Raw genomic sequence first — 14,324 nt, forward strand, 5'->3', positions numbered from 1 at the left:
CGGCTTTCACGGCGCGCCCCGGCCATGCCTGGCCAGGCTATGCCACAGCCCGCCCTGCGGGCCACACACGACAGAGGCCAGGTACACCGCGCCGGCCGCTAGGATGATGGCGGGCGAAGCCGGCAGGTTGTAGTGATACGACACCAACAGGCCGCCCACGCCGGCAGCCACGCCCAGTGCCGCCGCCAGCGCGATCTGGGCCGCCACCGACACCGCCCAGAAGCGCGCCGCCGCGGCCGGCAGCATCATCATGCCCACCACCATCAGGGTGCCCAGCACCTGGAAGCCCGCCACCAGGTTCACCACCACCAGCACCAGGAAGGCCATGTGCGCCAGCGAGCCGCCCCCGCCGCTGGCGCGCAGAAAGCCCGGGTCCAGGCATTCCATGGCCAGCAGCCGGTACAGCGCGGCCATTGCCAGCAGCGTGACACTGGCCGCGCCGGTAACCAGCAGCAGGGCCGCGTCGTCCAGGCCCAGCACCGTGCCGAACAGCACGTGCAGCAAATCCATGTTCGAGCCGCGCACCGACACCATCAACACGCCCAGGCCCAGCGATATCAGGTAGAACGCCGCAAAACTGGCGTCTTCGCGCAGCGGCGTCAGGCGCGCCACCAGGCCGGACAGCAGCGCCACCGCCAGTCCGGTAGCCAGGCCGCCCAGCAGCATGGCGCCCAGCGACAGGCCGGACAGCAGGAACCCCGCCGCCACGCCCGGCAGAATCGCGTGTGACATGGCATCGCCCATGAGGCTCATGCGCCGCAATACCAGGAAGACACCCAGAGGGGCCGCCCCCAGCGCGGCAGCCGACGTGCCCGCCAACGCGCGGCGCATGAAACCGTAGTCGCCGAACGGTGCGACCGCCCAATCCAGCGGACTCATATCCGCTCCTGCTGCGCGCCGCGCGCGGCGGCCAGGTTGGCCGGCGTCAGCACTTCGGCCGTCGGACCCCAGGCCACCTGGCGGCCGGCCAGCAACAGGGTCTGACCGAAGTGTCGGCGCACCAGCGCCAGGTCGTGCAGAACGGCGATCACCGTGCGCCCCTCCCGGTGCCAGCCGCACAACAGCTCCATCAGGATATTGGCGGTGTGGCTGTCCACGGCCGTCAACGGCTCGTCCAGCAGCAGCACCGGCGCGTCCTGCAGCAGCAGGCGGGCAAACAGCGCGCGCTGCATCTGCCCACCCGACAGCGCGCCGACCAGCCGGCCCGCCTCATCCGCCAGTCCGACCGCTTCGAGCGCCTGCCAGGCGCGGGCGGTTTCGGCGGCGCCGAAGCGCCGCCACGGCCCCACCCGGCGCCATGCGCCCATGGCCACCATGTCCAGCACCGTGATGGGAAACGCGCGGTCCACTTCGGCCGCCTGCGGCAGCCAGGCCAGCCGGCTGCGCCCGGCGCCGGCAATGCGCACGCTGCCGGACAGGGGCCGCAGCAGCCCCATGAGCCCCTTGATCAGCGTCGACTTGCCCGCTCCATTCGGCCCGGCCACCGCCGTCATCGAGCCGCGCGCGAAACTGCCCGACACGCCGTGCACCGCCACGCGGCCGCGCCAGCCAAAGGCCACGCCGCGCAAGTCAATCGCGGGAGCGGCGCCCTGCAGGCTGTTCATGCCGGCGTCCACCAGTCCAGCGCCCAGCCGGTCAGGACCCACAGGGCCAGCGCGGCCAGCAGGGCAATGCCCAGCCGCGCCCCGGCCGAGGCGCGCAAGGCTGAACGCCCGGGCCGGGCAATCATCGCCGAAACAATATGAGACATGCGGGTAGAACCAAGAGGGTGCGCCATCCGCAACAGACGGCGTTTCAAGATAGATATGTTATATCATAACAAATACTGCCTGGCGCCGCCTCGCCCCGCCGGCCGCGTTTTCTGATACCTTCGCGGAATCGCCCTCGCCGGCCGTCCAGATCCCGATGTCCACTTCGCCCCGCTCATCCCGCCCCGATCCCGTGGGCGACCAGCTCACTATCGCCGAATCGCTGTGTGCGCAGCGCGGTCGCCGGCTGACGCCCATCCGCCGCAAGGTGCTGGAACTGCTGTTGCGGCACGGACGCAGCCTGAAAGCCTACGAATTGCTCGACGCCATGCGCGCCGAGCACCCGGGCGCGGCGCCGCCCACGGTGTACCGCGCGCTCGATTTCCTGATGGACGAAGGCCTGATCCACCGGCTGGACGCGGTCAATGCCTGGACCGCCTGCCACGACGCGGCCGGCGCCCCCCACGACCTGCTGGTCGTATGCACCGGCTGCGGCGCCGTTGCCGAAGTCAGCGATCCGGCCATGAGCCGCCAACTGGCCGAGCGGGTAGCCCGCACCGGCTTCGCGCTGGCCACCCACGAAACCGAAATCCGCGCGCTGTGCCCGCAGTGCCAGCAGAAGTACCCCGCCGCAGACCCACACCACGGCCATTCCCACTAAAAAAGGGCCCCCGGCCCCCCCGGGGCCGCGGCGTTGGTCGCCGCGGCGTATCTTGATATGCCGCAATCCATCCCCATATAACTGTATCTATCGGATTACAGCGGCGTTTTTCCAGCTTCTTCGGAAAACCCTGCTGGGGTAGGTCCGGGGTTTGCCCCCCCGCCCCGACTGTGCTGTAATCCTGCGTCCGGCCGCGACAGTGGCCGCCTGTAGTCCACGCCCGAGCGGCGCCCCGTGCGCCCCCCGGCATTCAGCTTGCCGCCTTGCCATGAATACCCAGCGCAGTTTGGACAAAATGGTTCCCGTCACCATCCTCACCGGCTTTCTCGGTGCGGGCAAGACCACCCTGCTCAAGCGCATCCTCACCGAGTTCCACGGTCGCCGCGTCGCGGTCATCGAAAACGAATTCGGGCCGGAAAGCATCGACAACGATCTGCTGGTGCAAGACAGCCAGGAAGAAATCATCGAGCTCAGCAACGGCTGCGTCTGCTGCACAGTGCGCGGCGACCTGATGCGCACCCTGTCCGACCTGCGCGCCAAGCGCGAGGCCGGCCAGCTGAACTTCGAACGCGTCATCCTCGAAACCACCGGCATGGCCAATCCTGGTCCGGTGTGCCAGACCTTCTTCATGGACGACGAGATCGCCGAATACTACCGCCTGGACGCGGTCGTCACGGTGGTCGACGCCAAGCACGGCATGGCCACGCTCGACGCCCAGGAAGAAGCCCAGAAACAGGTCGGCTTCGCCGACCGCATCCTGGTCTCGAAAAAAGACCTGGTCAACGAAGCCGACTACGAAGCGCTGCGCGCCCGCCTGGTGCGCATCAACCCGCGCGCGCCCATTTCGCCGGTGAACTTCGGTGACGCCGACCTGAAGTCCATCATCGACATCAGCGGCTTCAACCTGAATTCCATCCTCGACATCGACCCGGACTTCCTGGCCGACGAGCACCCCGACGCGGCGCACAGCCACGCCCACGGTCACGATCACGATCACGACCATGATCACGACCACGAAGGCGAATGCGGGGATCACTGCCATCACGAACATCACCATCATCATCACCACCACGACGACGAAATCGGCGCGTTCGTCTTCCGCTCCAACAAGCCGTTCGATCCCGCGCGGCTGGAAGAATTCCTGGGCGGCGTGGTGCAGGTTTATGGTCCCGACCTGATGCGCTACAAAGGCATCCTGTACATGAAAGGCATCAATCGCCGCATGCTGTTCCAGGGCGTGCACATGATGATGGGTGCCGAACCCGGCAAGCCGTGGACCGCGGCCGAGAAACCGTCCACCAAAATGGTGTTCATCGGACGCAAGCTGCCCCAGGAAATTTTCACCCGGGGCTTGGAGCAGTGCCTGGCGGGCTGACGCCGCAATCCAGACGCGCACGTCGCGCCAGGATCGATTCATAGTGGAGTGTTTTCATGGCTACCAAGGCAGCAACCAAAAAATCAAGCAAGTCGACGAGTGATACGGCGATTGATCTGCCCAGCGAAGAAGAATTGCTGGCCATGCCCGAATCGGACTACATGAACGAACGCCAGCTGGCGTTCTTCAAGGAACGGCTCAAGCAACTCGAACAAGACATCCTGGCCAACGCCGGCGAAACCACCGAGCACCTGCGCGAAACGCAATTCGTGCCCGATCCCGCCGACCGCGCCACCATCGAAGAAGAGCATGCACTCGAACTGCGTACCCGCGACCGCGAGCGCAAGCTGCTGAAAAAAGTGCAACAGTCCATTGCCCGCATCGACAGCGGCGAATATGGCTGGTGCGAAGAAACCGGCGAGCCCATCGGCATTCCCCGCCTGCTGGCCCGCCCCACCGCCACGCTGTCGCTCGAAGCGCAGGAACGGCGTGAAATGCGCCAGAAGCTTTACGGCGACTGATTCCGTCCCCGCTTTTGTTCGCCTTACCAGGGCCGCGCCGGATTTCCGCAGCGGCCCTTTTTATTTGCCCCGCCCGGAGCATAATGAACGACGCGGGCCGCCACGATGCGGCTTGAAATCCGGCGCTTCGCCCTCAGCTAGGGGCTTCAAAGGAAGGAACGCATGGAACAATTTCACGCCACCACCATCGTCTGCGTGCGCCGCGGCAACAAGGTTGCGCTGGGCGGCGACGGCCAGGTCACCCTGGGCAACATCGTCATCAAGGGCACGGCCCGCAAAATTCGCCGCCTGTACCACGACAAGATTCTGGCCGGCTTCGCCGGCGCCACCGCCGACGCCTTCACCCTGCAAGAGCGCTTCGAGGCCAAGCTGGAAAAGCACCAGGGCCACCTGATGCGCGCCGCCGTCGAACTGACGCGCGACTGGCGCACCGACCGCGTGCTGCGCCGCCTGGAGGCCATGCTGATCGTGGCCGACGCCGAGCACACCCTGGTGCTTACCGGCAACGGCGACGTGCTCGAACCCGAACACGGCCTGGCCGCCATCGGTTCGGGCGGCGCCTACGCCCAGTCGGCCGCGCTGGCGCTGCTGCGCAACACCGAGCTGTCGCCGCAAGACATCGTCAAGCAATCGCTGGAAATTGCCGGCGACATCTGCATCTACACCAACCAGAACCACGTCATCGAAACGCTGGGCGAGTAAGCGGCCGCCAGGCCGGCCGCAGCAAGGATTCCGCACATGTCAGCATCCACCATGACCCCCGGAGAAATCGTCTCCGAGCTCGACAAATACATCATCGGCCAGAACCGCGCCAAGCGCGCGGTGGCCGTAGCGCTGCGCAACCGCTGGCGCCGCCAGCAGGTCGAAGAACCGCTGCGCCATGAAATCCACCCCAAGAATATCCTGATGATCGGACCCACCGGCGTGGGCAAGACCGAAATCGCCCGGCGTCTGGCCAAGCTGGCCAACGCGCCCTTCATCAAGATCGAAGCCACCAAGTTCACCGAAGTGGGCTACGTGGGGCGCGACGTCGACACCATCATCCGCGACCTGACCGAATACTCCATCAAGCAGACGCGCGAACTCGAAATGCGCCGTGTGCGCACCCAGGCCGAAGACGCCGCCGAAGACCGTATCCTCGACGCCCTGGTGCCGCCGTCGCGCGGCACGTCAGGCGAACCCGAGCGCGGCGAAGACAGCAACGCCCGCCAGACCTTCCGCAAGCGGCTGCGCGAAGGCAAGTGCGACGACCTGGAAATCGAGATCGAAATCGCCCAGCCCGTGCCGCAGATGGACGTCATGACTCCGCCCGGCATGGAAGAAATGGCCGAGCAGCTGCGCGGCATGTTCGCCGGCCTGGCGCGCGATAAGAAAAAACCCAAGAAAATGAAGGTGAAAGAAGCCTTCAAGCTGATCGTCGAAGAAGAAGCCGCCAAGCGCATCAACGAAGACGACCTGCGCACCGCCGCCATCGCCAACGTCGAACAGAACGGCATCGTGTTCCTCGACGAAATCGACAAGATCGCCGCGCGCCAGGAAAGCGGCGGCGCCGACGTATCGCGCCAGGGCGTGCAGCGCGACCTGCTGCCGCTGGTGGAAGGCACCACGGTCAACACCCGTTACGGCATGGTGCGCACGGATCACATCCTGTTCATAGCCTCGGGCGCGTTCCACCTGTCGCGGCCGTCCGACCTGATTCCCGAGCTGCAAGGGCGCTTTCCCATCCGCGTCGAGCTCGAATCCCTGACGGCGCAAGACTTCGTGCGCATCCTGTCCGACACCGACGCGTCGCTGATCAAGCAATACTCGGCGCTGCTGGGCACCGAAGATGTGCAGCTCGACTTCAAGCCCGACGGCATCGAACGCCTGGCCGAGCTGGCGTTCTCCGTGAACGAGCGCACCGAAAACATCGGCGCGCGGCGCCTGTACACGGTCATGGAAAAACTGCTGGAAGAACTGTCGTTCGACGCCACCGCCAGCAGCGGCAAGACCATCACCATCGACGCCGCGTACGTCGATGCGCAGCTCTCCGAAGCGGCCTCCAGCCAGGACCTCGCGCGCTACGTGCTGTAGCAGCCCGGGCGCCGGCGGTGGGCAGTTTCTCGCGCGGCGCTACTTGGTGATTTCGGTCACCACATAACGCCCGTCGCGGCGGGTGGCCGTGAAGCGAACCTTGTCGCCCGGCTTGATGCCGGCCAGCAAGGCCGGGTCGGCGCGGTATACCAGCGTCATGGCGGGCAGGTCCAGGGCCGAGATCTTGTCGTGCTTGATGGTGACCTTGCCGCCGGCCGCGTCGACCCGCCGCACTTCACCGCTGGCGGTGGCGGTGGCGGACGCTTCCTGGCTGGCCGCCCAGGCCTGCGCGGGCAGGCCGGCGCCGCCGGCCAGGACGGCCGCCGCCAGCAAACCGGCCACGACTTTGTGCACATGCTGCATTGCGTTGCTCCTGGTGGGCGCGGCGCCCGGCAATGCCGGCGCCGCGCGTACACGCACAGGATAGCGCGTTCGCGGCGGCCCGCGCTGGCACTACACTAAGGCTTTGTTTCTTCACGCAACCACCGATCCTGGGCATTCGCGCATGGGCAACCGACTTTCCGCCGTGGCCACCCGCACCGGCGACGATGGCACCACCGGCCTGGGCGACGGCACCCGCACAGGCAAAGACACGCCGCGCATCGCCGCGCTGGGCGACGTAGACGAACTGAATAGCGTCATCGGCCTGCTGCGCACCGAAGCCCTGCCCGACGCCGTGCAGGCCGACCTGGGCGTCATCCAGAACGATCTGTTTGACCTGGGAGCCGAGCTGTGCATTCCTGGCCATGCCGCGCTGGATGCCAGCCAGCTGGCCTTCCTGGACGAGCGCCTGGCCCACTACAACGGCGGCCTGGCGCCGCTGCGCGAGTTCATCCTGCCGGGCGGCTGCCGCGCCGCGGCGCTGGCCCACCTGGCGCGCACGGTGGCCCGCCGGGCCGAGCGTTCGGTCGTGGCGCTGGGCCGGGCCGATCAGGTCAACGCCCCGGTACGCCAATACCTGAATCGCCTGTCCGACCTGATGTTCGTGCTGGCCCGCCACCTGAACGGCGCGCACGGCGCGGGCGACGTCTTCTGGACCAGCCGGCACTCGCGGGTGCAACCCCAGGAGTAGCGGGCGCCATGAGCTGCCAGCCACAGCATATTCCATGAGCATCCTCGTCACCGGCGGCGCCGGCTTCATCGGTTCGAACTTCGTGCTGGCCTGGCTGGGCGGCAGCGACGAACCCGTCATCAACCTGGACAAGCTGACCTACGCCGGCCATGCCGGCAACCTGGACAGCCTGCAGGGCGACGCCCGCCATCAACTGGTGCACGGCGACATCGCCGACAACGCCCTGGTGGCCGCGCTGCTGCAGGCCCACCAGCCCCGCGCGGTGCTGAACTTCGCCGCCGAATCGCACGTCGACCGCGCTATCCGCGGGCCCGATGCCTTCATCCACACCAACGTCACGGGCACCTTCCAGCTGCTCGAAGCCGTGCGCGCCTATTGGCAGGCGCTGGGCGAACCCGCGCGCACGGGCTTTCGCTACCTGCAGGTATCCACCGACGAGGTCTACGGCTCGCTCGGCCCGCAGGACCCGCCATTCGCCGAAGGCGACCCGTACCGGCCCAACAACCCCTACTCGGCCAGCAAGGCCGCTGGCGACCATCTGGTGCGCGCGTATTGGCATACCTATGGCCTGCCGGTGCTGACCACCCATTGCCCCAACAACTACGGCCCGCGCCAGTTCCCTGAAAAACTGATTCCGCTGTTGATCCACCACGCCCTGGCGGGCCGGCCGCTGCCGCTGTATGGCGACGGTTCGCATGTGCGCGACTGGCTGCACGTGGACGACCATTGCGCCGGCCTGAGGCGCGTGCTTGAAGCCGGGGAGCCTGGCCAGGTCTACCACGTCGGCGCGGGCCAGGAACGCAGCAACCTGCAGGTGGCCCAGGCCGTGTGCGCGCTGCTCGACGCCTGGCGGCCGCGCGCCGACGGGCGCGCCCACGGCGAGCAGATCACCTTCGTGCAAGACCGCCCCGGCCATGACCGGCGCTATGCCATCGACGCGGGCAAAATTCGGCGCCAACTGGGCTGGCAGCCGGCCCACGCTTTCGACGCCGGCCTGCGCGCGACCGTGCAGTGGTACCTGGATCATCCTGAATGGGTGGCCAGCGTGGCGGGCGGCGCGTACCGCCACTGGCTGCAGACGCAGTACGCGCCATGAAGATCCTTTTGCTGGGCGCCACGGGCCAGATCGGCAATGCCCTGCGACGCACCCTGCTGCCGTTGGGCAGCATCACCGCGCCCAGCCGGGCGCAGGCCGACCTGGCCAACCTCGACGGCCTGCGGGCGCTGTTGCAGGCGCAGGTGCCTGACCTGATCGTCAATGCGGCGGCCTGCACCGCCGTCGACCAGGCAGAGAACGACCCGGCCCCGGCGCGGCGCGTCAACGCCGAAGCCGTCGCCGTGCTGGCGGCGCACGCGCGCAAAAGCGGGGCGCTGCTGGTGCACTACTCGACCGATTACGTATTCGACGGCGCTAAGCAGACGCCCTACCTGGAAACCGACGCCCCCCATCCGCTGAACGAATACGGCCGCTCGAAGCTGGCCGGCGAGCAGGCCATTGCCGCCAGCGGCTGCCGCGCCCTGGTACTGCGCACCAGCTGGGTCTACGCCGCGCACGGCCGGAATTTCGTCAAGACGGTGCTGCAACTGGCACAGCAGCGCGACGAACTGCGTGTGGTGGCGGACCAGTTCGGCGCGCCCACGTCGGCCGAATTGGTGGCCGACGTTACGGCTCTGGCGCTGGCCGCCCATCGCCGGCAACAGTTGCCCGACGGCCTGTACCATCTTTGCGCGGCCGGCACCGCCAGCTGGCACGAGCTTGCCTGCCACAGTGTGCGGCGCGCGCGCCGGCAAGGTATGGCGCTGCGCCTGCGGCCCGAGCACATCCATGCCATCGGCGCCGACGACTATCCCTTGCCCGCGCCCCGGCCACGCAACTCGCGGCTGGACACGCAGCGGCTGGCTGGCGCGCTCGGGCTGGAATTGCCCGATTGGACCCTGCACCTGGACCGCGCCATCGACTGTCTGGCCCGGCGCGCGCCGGGCGCCTTGCCGGATACGCCATGAAGATCACGCCCCTGTCCATTCCCGACGTCTTGCTGATCGAGCCCGAGGTACACGCCGATGCGCGCGGCTATTTCTTCGAAAGCTACAACGCCGCACGCCTGCAGGCGGCGTTGGGGCGCGCGCCCATGTTCGTGCAGGACAATCAATCGCGCTCGCTGCGACACGTCGTGCGCGGGCTGCACTACCAGATCCGCCAGCCGCAGGCCAAGCTGGTGCGCGTGGTGGCGGGTGAAGTCTTCGATGTGGCGGTCGACCTGCGCCGCGCATCGCCCACCTTCGGCCAGTGGGCCGGCGCCGTGCTGTCGGCTGAAAACAAATGCCAGCTCTGGGTGCCCGAAGGGTTCGCGCACGGTTTCATGGCGCTGTCGGATGTGGCCGAGACACTGTACAAGGCCAGCGATTACTACGCACCTGCCCACGAACGCTGCGTGCGCTGGGACGACCCGGATATCGGCATCGCCTGGCCGGCGCGGGATGATGTGATCGTGTCCGAAAAAGACCGGCGCGGCGTCGCGCTGCGCGACGCGGATACCTACGCTTAAGACGCCAGACGCCAGCGCCACTGAGCGCGAGATCGCGCAAGAGGTCAGGCTCGACAGGTGGCTGGCCCCGCTATGTGCCGCGGCCGGCCGAATTGCAGGTGCCCGGCGCCTGCGGAGCCAGGCACCTGAGGCTTCAGTTCACGCCCGCGGCGTGCGCCTGCTGGTCGGCATGGTATGACGAGCGCACCATGGCGCCCACGGCGGCGTGCGAGAAGCCCATGGCGTAGGCTTCGCGCTCGAACATCGCGAACGTGTCGGGATGCACGTAGCGCAGCACCGGCAGATGGTGCTCGGACGGCTGCAGGTACTGGCCGATAGTAAGCATGTCGACGCCATGCTCGCGCAGGTCGCGCATGACTTGCAGGATTTCTTCGTCGGTTTCGCCCAGGCCCAGCATCAGGCCCGACTTGGTGGGCACTTCGGGGTGCAGCTGCTTGAACTCGGCCAGCAGCTTCAGCGAATGCGCATAGTCGGACCCCGGGCGCGCCTGCTTGTACAGGCGCGGCACGGTTTCCAGGTTGTGGTTCATGACGTCGGGCGGCCCGGCGTTCAGGATGGCCAGCGCGCGTTCCAGGCGGCCGCGGAAGTCGGGCACCAGCACCTCGATGCGCGTGCTGGGCGACAGCGCGCGGATGCGCGAGATGCAGTCAACGAAGTGCGCCGCGCCGCCGTCGCGCAGGTCGTCGCGGTCGACCGAGGTGATGACCACGTACGACAGCTTCAGGGCGGCAATGGTGCGGGCCAGGTTTTCGGGCTCGCTGGCATCGAGCGGGTCGGGGCGGCCGTGGCCCACGTCGCAGAACGGGCAGCGGCGAGTGCACTTGTCGCCCATGATCATGAATGTGGCCGTGCCCTTGCCGAAGCATTCGCCGATGTTGGGGCACGAGGCCTCTTCACAGACGGTGTGCAGGCTGTGCTCGCGCAGAATGCGCTTGATGTCGTAGAAGCGCGAGCCCGGCGCGGCAGCCTTCACGCGGATCCATTCGGGTTTTTTCAGGCGCTCGGCCGGCACGATCTTGATGGGGATGCGCGCGGTCTTGGCCTGCGACTTCTGCTTCTGCGTGGCGTCGTAGGGAGCCGGCGCGGCCGCTTGCGGATCGTTCGAGGAAAGGGAGGGCTCGAGCGTGGACATTCGTCACCTTCGTGATGACCGCGCCCGCGAAACCCGGCGGCACGGTCCGGGAGAAAAGGGCATTTTAGCGCGTTGCGCCGGCGGGCTCCGGCATAGCGGCCAACAGGCGCTCGGCCAGACGCTGGCCGACATCGACCAGATCGCGCCGCACGCCGCATGCAGCCATGTCTACAGTAACCAGGCCTTCATAGCCGCACGGGTTGATGCCCAGGAATGGCGACAGGTCCATGTCGACGTTCAGCGCCACCCCGTGGTAGGCATAGCCATTGCGGATTTTGATGCCCAGCGCGGCGATCTTGGCCAGTTCGCCGGCCGGGCCGAGGGGCACGTAGACCCCGGGCGCGCCGGGCTTGCGGCAGGCGCCCGGCACGCCGAAATCGTCCAGCGTGCCGATGGCCGCGTCTTCGAGCAGGCGCACGTATTCGCGCACGAACAGGCCCGCGCGGCGCAGGTCGAACAAGGTATAGGCCACCACCTGCCCCGGCCCGTGATAGGTAACCTGGCCCCCGCGATCGCACATGACCACGGGAATGGCCCCGGGGTTCAGCAGGTGTTCGGGCTTGCCGGCCTGGCCCAGCGTGTACACCGGCGCGTGCTCGCACAGCCAGACCTCGTCGGGCGTGGCCGCGCCGCGCCCGGCCGTGAAGGCCCGCATGTCTTGCCATACCGGCGCGTAGTCGGCCGGCCGGGTCAGCCACTTGATCATGGCATGTGCCTGGCTGGCCGCCCTACAGGACGATGGACACCATGGGGTGCCCGTGCAGCGCGCGATACAGGTTGTCGAGCTGCTCGCGCGAGGTGGCGCGCACGGTGAAGGTCAGGCCGATGTAGTTGCCGCCCTTGCTGGGCCGCATTTCGACCGTGGCCGGATCGAAGCGCGGATCGAACTGCAGCACCACGTCGGTCATGGTTTGAGCGAAATCGGGGTGCTGCTTGCCCATGACCTTGATGGGGAAGTCAGACGGGTACTCGATCAGCGATTCTTCGGGCGGGATGGGGCGCATGAGAAAACTGGCCGCGTAGGCCTACAGGGCGGCGATACGGGCATCATACCCCGCCCGCAGCCGTGCATAAACGGGGCCGGGCTTGCCGTTGCCGACCGGCTTGCCGTCGTAGCTCGTGGCGGGCAGGACTTCCTTGGTGGCCGAGGTCACCAGCAGCTCGTCGGCCGCGGCCACTTCCTCGCGCGACAGACGGCGCGCCTCGAAAGCGATGCCGGCCTCGGCCGCCAGCTCGCCCATCAGGCCGTAGCGGATGCCTTCGAGAATGAGGTTGTTCTTGGGCGGGGCCAGCAGCTTGCCGCCCGACACCACCCAGATATTGCTGGAGGAGCCTTCGGTCAGGAAGCCGTCGCGGAACTGCGCGACTTCGTCGGCGCCCGCTTCAACCGCCTGCTGGCGGGCCAGCACATTGCCCAGCAGCGACACCGACTTGATCTCGCAATGCAGCCAGCGCTCGTCGGGAATGCTGATCAGGCTGACGCCCTGCTCGCGCTGCGCCGCCGAAGGCGGGTTGAACACGGTGGCCATGCCGAACACGGTGGGGCGGATGGCTTCTTTGGGAAACGCGTGATCGCGCTTGTACACGCCGCGCGTCACCTGCAAATAGACGATGCAGGTGGCCGTGGCCGAACGGCGCGCCAGCTCGCCGATGAGCTCGACCCATTCGGCGCGCGCCATGGGCTGGGCGATGCTCAGCGCCTTCAGACTGCGGTCGAGGCGGTCGAGGTGCTCGGTCATGCGAAACGGCTTGCCGTTGTACACCGGCACGACCTCGTAAATGCCGTCGCCGAAAATGAAACCCCGGTCCAGCACCGAGATCTTGGCCTGGTCGGCCCGCGTGAATTCACCGTTGAGATACACCTGGCTGTCGCCCGGCATGCCCGGAATCATGGATGGCTCCTGAGTGCGAAAGGGGCGGCGGCGCCGCCCCGGAAGATAAGTATGTACGTTATTGCAGCTTGCGCTTGACCATGTCGACCAGCCGGCCGAAGAAGCCGGCCCGTTCGACGTCGTCTTGCACCACCAGCGGTTCGGTGCGCAGCACCTTGCCGTCGAGCGTGAGCTGCAGCGTGCCGACCTGCTGGCCCTTGGACAGCGGGGCCACCAGCGGATCGGTGTGCTGCGCCACCGGCTTGATGTCGCCCGCCTTGCCGCGCGGCACGGTCAGCGACACAGGATGGGGCGGCCCCAGCTTGACGGTTTCGACCGTGCCTTCCCAGACGCGCACGTCCAGCCCGGGCTGGCTCTTGCCGTACAGCTGCACCGTGTCGAAGTTCTGGAAGCTCCAGTTCAGCAGCTTCAGGCTTTCTTCGGCGCGGGTGGCTTCGCTGTCGGCGCCGGCCAGCACGGTAAGCACGCGGCGGTCGCCGCGCAGCGCGGTCGACACCAGGCAGTAGCCGGCCGCATCAGTATGGCCGGTTTTCATGCCGTCGACCGAGGGGTCGGCCCACAACAGGCGATTGCGGTTGGGCTGCGTGATCTTGTTGTAGGTGAATTCTTTCTGCTTGTAGTAGTGGTAGTAGTCGGGGTGGTCGTTGATGAGCGCGGCCGACAACACCGCCAGGTCGGCCACGGTGGTGACGTGTTGCGGGTCGGGCAATCCGGTGGCGTTCATGAAATGCGTGCGCTTCAGGCCCAGGCGCTCGGCTTCCTGGTTCATCAGCGCGGCAAAGGCGGATTCGCTGCCGCCCACGGCCTCGGCCAGCGCCACCGAGGCGTCGTTGCCCGATTGCACGATCATGCCCTGAATGAGCTCGTCGACCGTGACCGGCTTGCGGGGCTCGATGAACATGCGCGAACCGCCGGTGCGCCACGCGTGTTCCGACACCGGCACCTGCTGTTCGAGGGTGATGCGCTTTTCTTTCAGCGCATTGAACACCACGTAGGCGGTCATGATCTTGGTGAGCGAGGCCGGCTCGATCTGCATGTCGGGATTGGCCGCCGCCAGCACCTGGCCGCTGCTGGCATCGATGGTGATCCAGGCGCGCGCCGCGATGGTGGGCGCGGGCACCGACGACAATTCCGCCACCGGCGTCGTGTCCGCCGCCGCGGGCGCGGTGCCGGCCGTCGGCGCTGCCGGCTGCTGCTGCGCCCAGGCAGGCGCGGATGCCGCCATCAACGCCGACAACACGGCGCCGGCCAACGCGCGGCGGGAAAACGCAACAGAAGACGGAAGGGAACGATTGTTTTTCATC

At 67.3% G+C, this 14,324-nt stretch carries 18 protein-coding genes; 9 read left to right on the plus strand and 9 right to left on the minus strand.

The window, feature by feature from the left end; genetic code table 11:
• Positions 1 to 6: 6 nt before the first annotated feature.
• From BPET_RS24250 to BPET_RS27125, 3 genes are read right to left on the minus strand one after another with little or no spacing between them, the layout of a single operon-like run.
• On the minus strand, positions 7 to 879 hold the full coding sequence (locus tag BPET_RS24250) for a metal ABC transporter permease (RefSeq protein ID WP_012251616.1): 873 nt from the start codon (positions 877 to 879) through the stop codon (positions 7 to 9).
• Positions 876 to 1,604 carry a metal ABC transporter ATP-binding protein gene (locus tag BPET_RS24255; RefSeq protein ID WP_012251617.1) on the minus strand — a complete coding sequence of 243 codons (729 nt, stop codon included), beginning with the start codon at positions 1,602 to 1,604 and terminating at the stop codon, positions 876 to 878. Before BPET_RS24255 ends, BPET_RS24250 begins: the two co-directional genes overlap by 4 nt.
• Entirely contained in the window at positions 1,601 to 1,750 is a 150-nt protein-coding gene (locus BPET_RS27125) for a hypothetical protein (protein ID WP_173376852.1), read from the minus strand. The genes BPET_RS24255 and BPET_RS27125 overlap by 4 nt, the downstream gene beginning before the upstream one ends.
• Positions 1,751 to 1,905: 155 nt before the next feature.
• Between BPET_RS27125 and BPET_RS24260 the strand changes: the two genes are divergently transcribed.
• From BPET_RS24260 to hslU, 5 genes are all read left to right on the plus strand, one after another.
• Positions 1,906 to 2,409 (plus strand): Fur family transcriptional regulator, encoded by a 504-nt coding sequence (locus BPET_RS24260; protein WP_012251618.1) that lies wholly within the window; start codon positions 1,906 to 1,908, stop codon positions 2,407 to 2,409.
• A gap of 268 nt (positions 2,410 to 2,677) precedes the next feature.
• Positions 2,678 to 3,784, plus strand: coding sequence for a CobW family GTP-binding protein (locus BPET_RS24265; RefSeq protein ID WP_012251619.1), 1,107 nt, complete (start codon positions 2,678 to 2,680; stop codon positions 3,782 to 3,784).
• Positions 3,785 to 3,840: 56 nt separating this feature from the next.
• Entirely contained in the window at positions 3,841 to 4,305 is a 465-nt protein-coding gene (gene dksA, locus BPET_RS24270) for an RNA polymerase-binding protein DksA (RefSeq protein WP_012251620.1), read from the plus strand.
• Between the two features lie 162 nt (positions 4,306 to 4,467).
• Complete coding sequence (hslV, locus tag BPET_RS24275; RefSeq protein ID WP_012251621.1) at positions 4,468 to 5,007, plus strand: ATP-dependent protease subunit HslV; 540 nt, start codon at positions 4,468 to 4,470, stop codon at positions 5,005 to 5,007.
• Between the two features lie 36 nt (positions 5,008 to 5,043).
• Positions 5,044 to 6,378, plus strand: a complete 1,335-nt coding sequence (gene hslU, locus BPET_RS24280) for an ATP-dependent protease ATPase subunit HslU (RefSeq protein WP_012251622.1) — start codon at positions 5,044 to 5,046, stop codon at positions 6,376 to 6,378.
• A gap of 39 nt (positions 6,379 to 6,417) precedes the next feature.
• Here the strand turns inward: hslU and BPET_RS24285 are convergent, their stop codons facing one another.
• The gene (locus BPET_RS24285) at positions 6,418 to 6,741 is read right to left on the minus strand and encodes a copper-binding protein (protein ID WP_012251623.1); all 324 of its coding nucleotides are present in this window, start codon (positions 6,739 to 6,741) and stop codon (positions 6,418 to 6,420) included.
• Between the two features lie 142 nt (positions 6,742 to 6,883).
• On the opposite strand from BPET_RS24285, the gene BPET_RS24290 reads away from it, so the two are divergent.
• Genes BPET_RS24290 through rfbC form a run of 4 tightly spaced genes read left to right on the plus strand, consistent with a single transcriptional unit; the run spans position 6,884 to position 9,996 of the window.
• Entirely contained in the window at positions 6,884 to 7,450 is a 567-nt protein-coding gene (locus BPET_RS24290) for a cob(I)yrinic acid a,c-diamide adenosyltransferase (RefSeq protein ID WP_012251624.1), read from the plus strand.
• Between the two features lie 34 nt (positions 7,451 to 7,484).
• Positions 7,485 to 8,546 carry a dTDP-glucose 4,6-dehydratase gene (gene rfbB / locus BPET_RS24295; protein WP_012251625.1) on the plus strand — a complete coding sequence of 354 codons (1,062 nt, stop codon included), beginning with the start codon at positions 7,485 to 7,487 and terminating at the stop codon, positions 8,544 to 8,546.
• Entirely contained in the window at positions 8,543 to 9,454 is a 912-nt protein-coding gene (gene rfbD / locus BPET_RS24300; protein WP_041863263.1) for a dTDP-4-dehydrorhamnose reductase, read from the plus strand. The genes rfbB and rfbD overlap by 4 nt, the downstream gene beginning before the upstream one ends.
• A complete protein-coding gene (gene rfbC / locus BPET_RS24305; RefSeq protein ID WP_012251627.1) occupies positions 9,451 to 9,996 on the plus strand; it encodes a dTDP-4-dehydrorhamnose 3,5-epimerase in 546 nt (181 codons plus the stop codon). The genes rfbD and rfbC overlap by 4 nt, the downstream gene beginning before the upstream one ends.
• Before the next feature lie 133 nt (positions 9,997 to 10,129).
• On the opposite strand, the gene lipA is transcribed toward rfbC, so the two are convergent.
• The 5 genes from lipA to BPET_RS24330 all read right to left on the minus strand — a co-directional run bounded on the left by lipA (position 10,130) and on the right by BPET_RS24330 (position 14,323).
• Positions 10,130 to 11,128 (minus strand): lipoyl synthase, encoded by a 999-nt coding sequence (lipA, locus tag BPET_RS24310; protein ID WP_012251628.1) that lies wholly within the window; start codon positions 11,126 to 11,128, stop codon positions 10,130 to 10,132.
• Between the two features lie 64 nt (positions 11,129 to 11,192).
• Positions 11,193 to 11,834 (minus strand): lipoyl(octanoyl) transferase LipB, encoded by a 642-nt coding sequence (lipB, locus tag BPET_RS24315; protein ID WP_012251629.1) that lies wholly within the window; start codon positions 11,832 to 11,834, stop codon positions 11,193 to 11,195.
• Positions 11,835 to 11,856: 22 nt separating this feature from the next.
• Complete coding sequence (locus tag BPET_RS24320; RefSeq protein ID WP_012251630.1) at positions 11,857 to 12,132, minus strand: YbeD family protein; 276 nt, start codon at positions 12,130 to 12,132, stop codon at positions 11,857 to 11,859.
• A gap of 21 nt (positions 12,133 to 12,153) precedes the next feature.
• Positions 12,154 to 13,020 (minus strand): D-amino acid aminotransferase, encoded by an 867-nt coding sequence (locus BPET_RS24325; RefSeq protein WP_012251631.1) that lies wholly within the window; start codon positions 13,018 to 13,020, stop codon positions 12,154 to 12,156.
• 58 nt (positions 13,021 to 13,078) lie between these two features.
• Positions 13,079 to 14,323, minus strand: a complete 1,245-nt coding sequence (locus tag BPET_RS24330; protein WP_012251632.1) for a D-alanyl-D-alanine carboxypeptidase family protein — start codon at positions 14,321 to 14,323, stop codon at positions 13,079 to 13,081.
• Between the last annotated feature and the right edge of the window lies 1 nt (position 14,324).

The organism is Bordetella petrii (assembly GCF_000067205.1).
Classification (GTDB): Bacteria; Pseudomonadota; Gammaproteobacteria; order Burkholderiales; family Burkholderiaceae_B; genus Bordetella_A; species Bordetella_A petrii.

Bases quoted from the DNA above. Each gene is read 5' to 3' on its own strand.
- BPET_RS24250 (WP_012251616.1), bottom strand. From the start codon at position 879: ATGAGTCCGCTGGATTGGGCGGTCGCACCGTTCGGCGACTACGGTTTC.
- BPET_RS24255 (WP_012251617.1), bottom strand. From the start codon at position 1,604: ATGAACAGCCTGCAGGGCGCCGCTCCCGCGATTGACTTGCGCGGCGTG.
- BPET_RS27125 (WP_173376852.1), bottom strand. From the start codon at position 1,750: ATGTCTCATATTGTTTCGGCGATGATTGCCCGGCCCGGGCGTTCAGCC.
- BPET_RS24260 (WP_012251618.1), top strand. From the start codon at position 1,906: ATGTCCACTTCGCCCCGCTCATCCCGCCCCGATCCCGTGGGCGACCAG.
- BPET_RS24265 (WP_012251619.1), top strand. From the start codon at position 2,678: ATGAATACCCAGCGCAGTTTGGACAAAATGGTTCCCGTCACCATCCTC.
- dksA (WP_012251620.1), top strand. From the start codon at position 3,841: ATGGCTACCAAGGCAGCAACCAAAAAATCAAGCAAGTCGACGAGTGAT.
- hslV (WP_012251621.1), top strand. From the start codon at position 4,468: ATGGAACAATTTCACGCCACCACCATCGTCTGCGTGCGCCGCGGCAAC.
- hslU (WP_012251622.1), top strand. From the start codon at position 5,044: ATGTCAGCATCCACCATGACCCCCGGAGAAATCGTCTCCGAGCTCGAC.
- BPET_RS24285 (WP_012251623.1), bottom strand. From the start codon at position 6,741: ATGCAGCATGTGCACAAAGTCGTGGCCGGTTTGCTGGCGGCGGCCGTC.
- BPET_RS24290 (WP_012251624.1), top strand. From the start codon at position 6,884: ATGGGCAACCGACTTTCCGCCGTGGCCACCCGCACCGGCGACGATGGC.
- rfbB (WP_012251625.1), top strand. From the start codon at position 7,485: ATGAGCATCCTCGTCACCGGCGGCGCCGGCTTCATCGGTTCGAACTTC.
- rfbD (WP_041863263.1), top strand. From the start codon at position 8,543: ATGAAGATCCTTTTGCTGGGCGCCACGGGCCAGATCGGCAATGCCCTG.
- rfbC (WP_012251627.1), top strand. From the start codon at position 9,451: ATGAAGATCACGCCCCTGTCCATTCCCGACGTCTTGCTGATCGAGCCC.
- lipA (WP_012251628.1), bottom strand. From the start codon at position 11,128: ATGTCCACGCTCGAGCCCTCCCTTTCCTCGAACGATCCGCAAGCGGCC.
- lipB (WP_012251629.1), bottom strand. From the start codon at position 11,834: ATGATCAAGTGGCTGACCCGGCCGGCCGACTACGCGCCGGTATGGCAA.
- BPET_RS24320 (WP_012251630.1), bottom strand. From the start codon at position 12,132: ATGCGCCCCATCCCGCCCGAAGAATCGCTGATCGAGTACCCGTCTGAC.
- BPET_RS24325 (WP_012251631.1), bottom strand. From the start codon at position 13,020: ATGATTCCGGGCATGCCGGGCGACAGCCAGGTGTATCTCAACGGTGAA.
- BPET_RS24330 (WP_012251632.1), bottom strand. From the start codon at position 14,323: ATGAAAAACAATCGTTCCCTTCCGTCTTCTGTTGCGTTTTCCCGCCGC.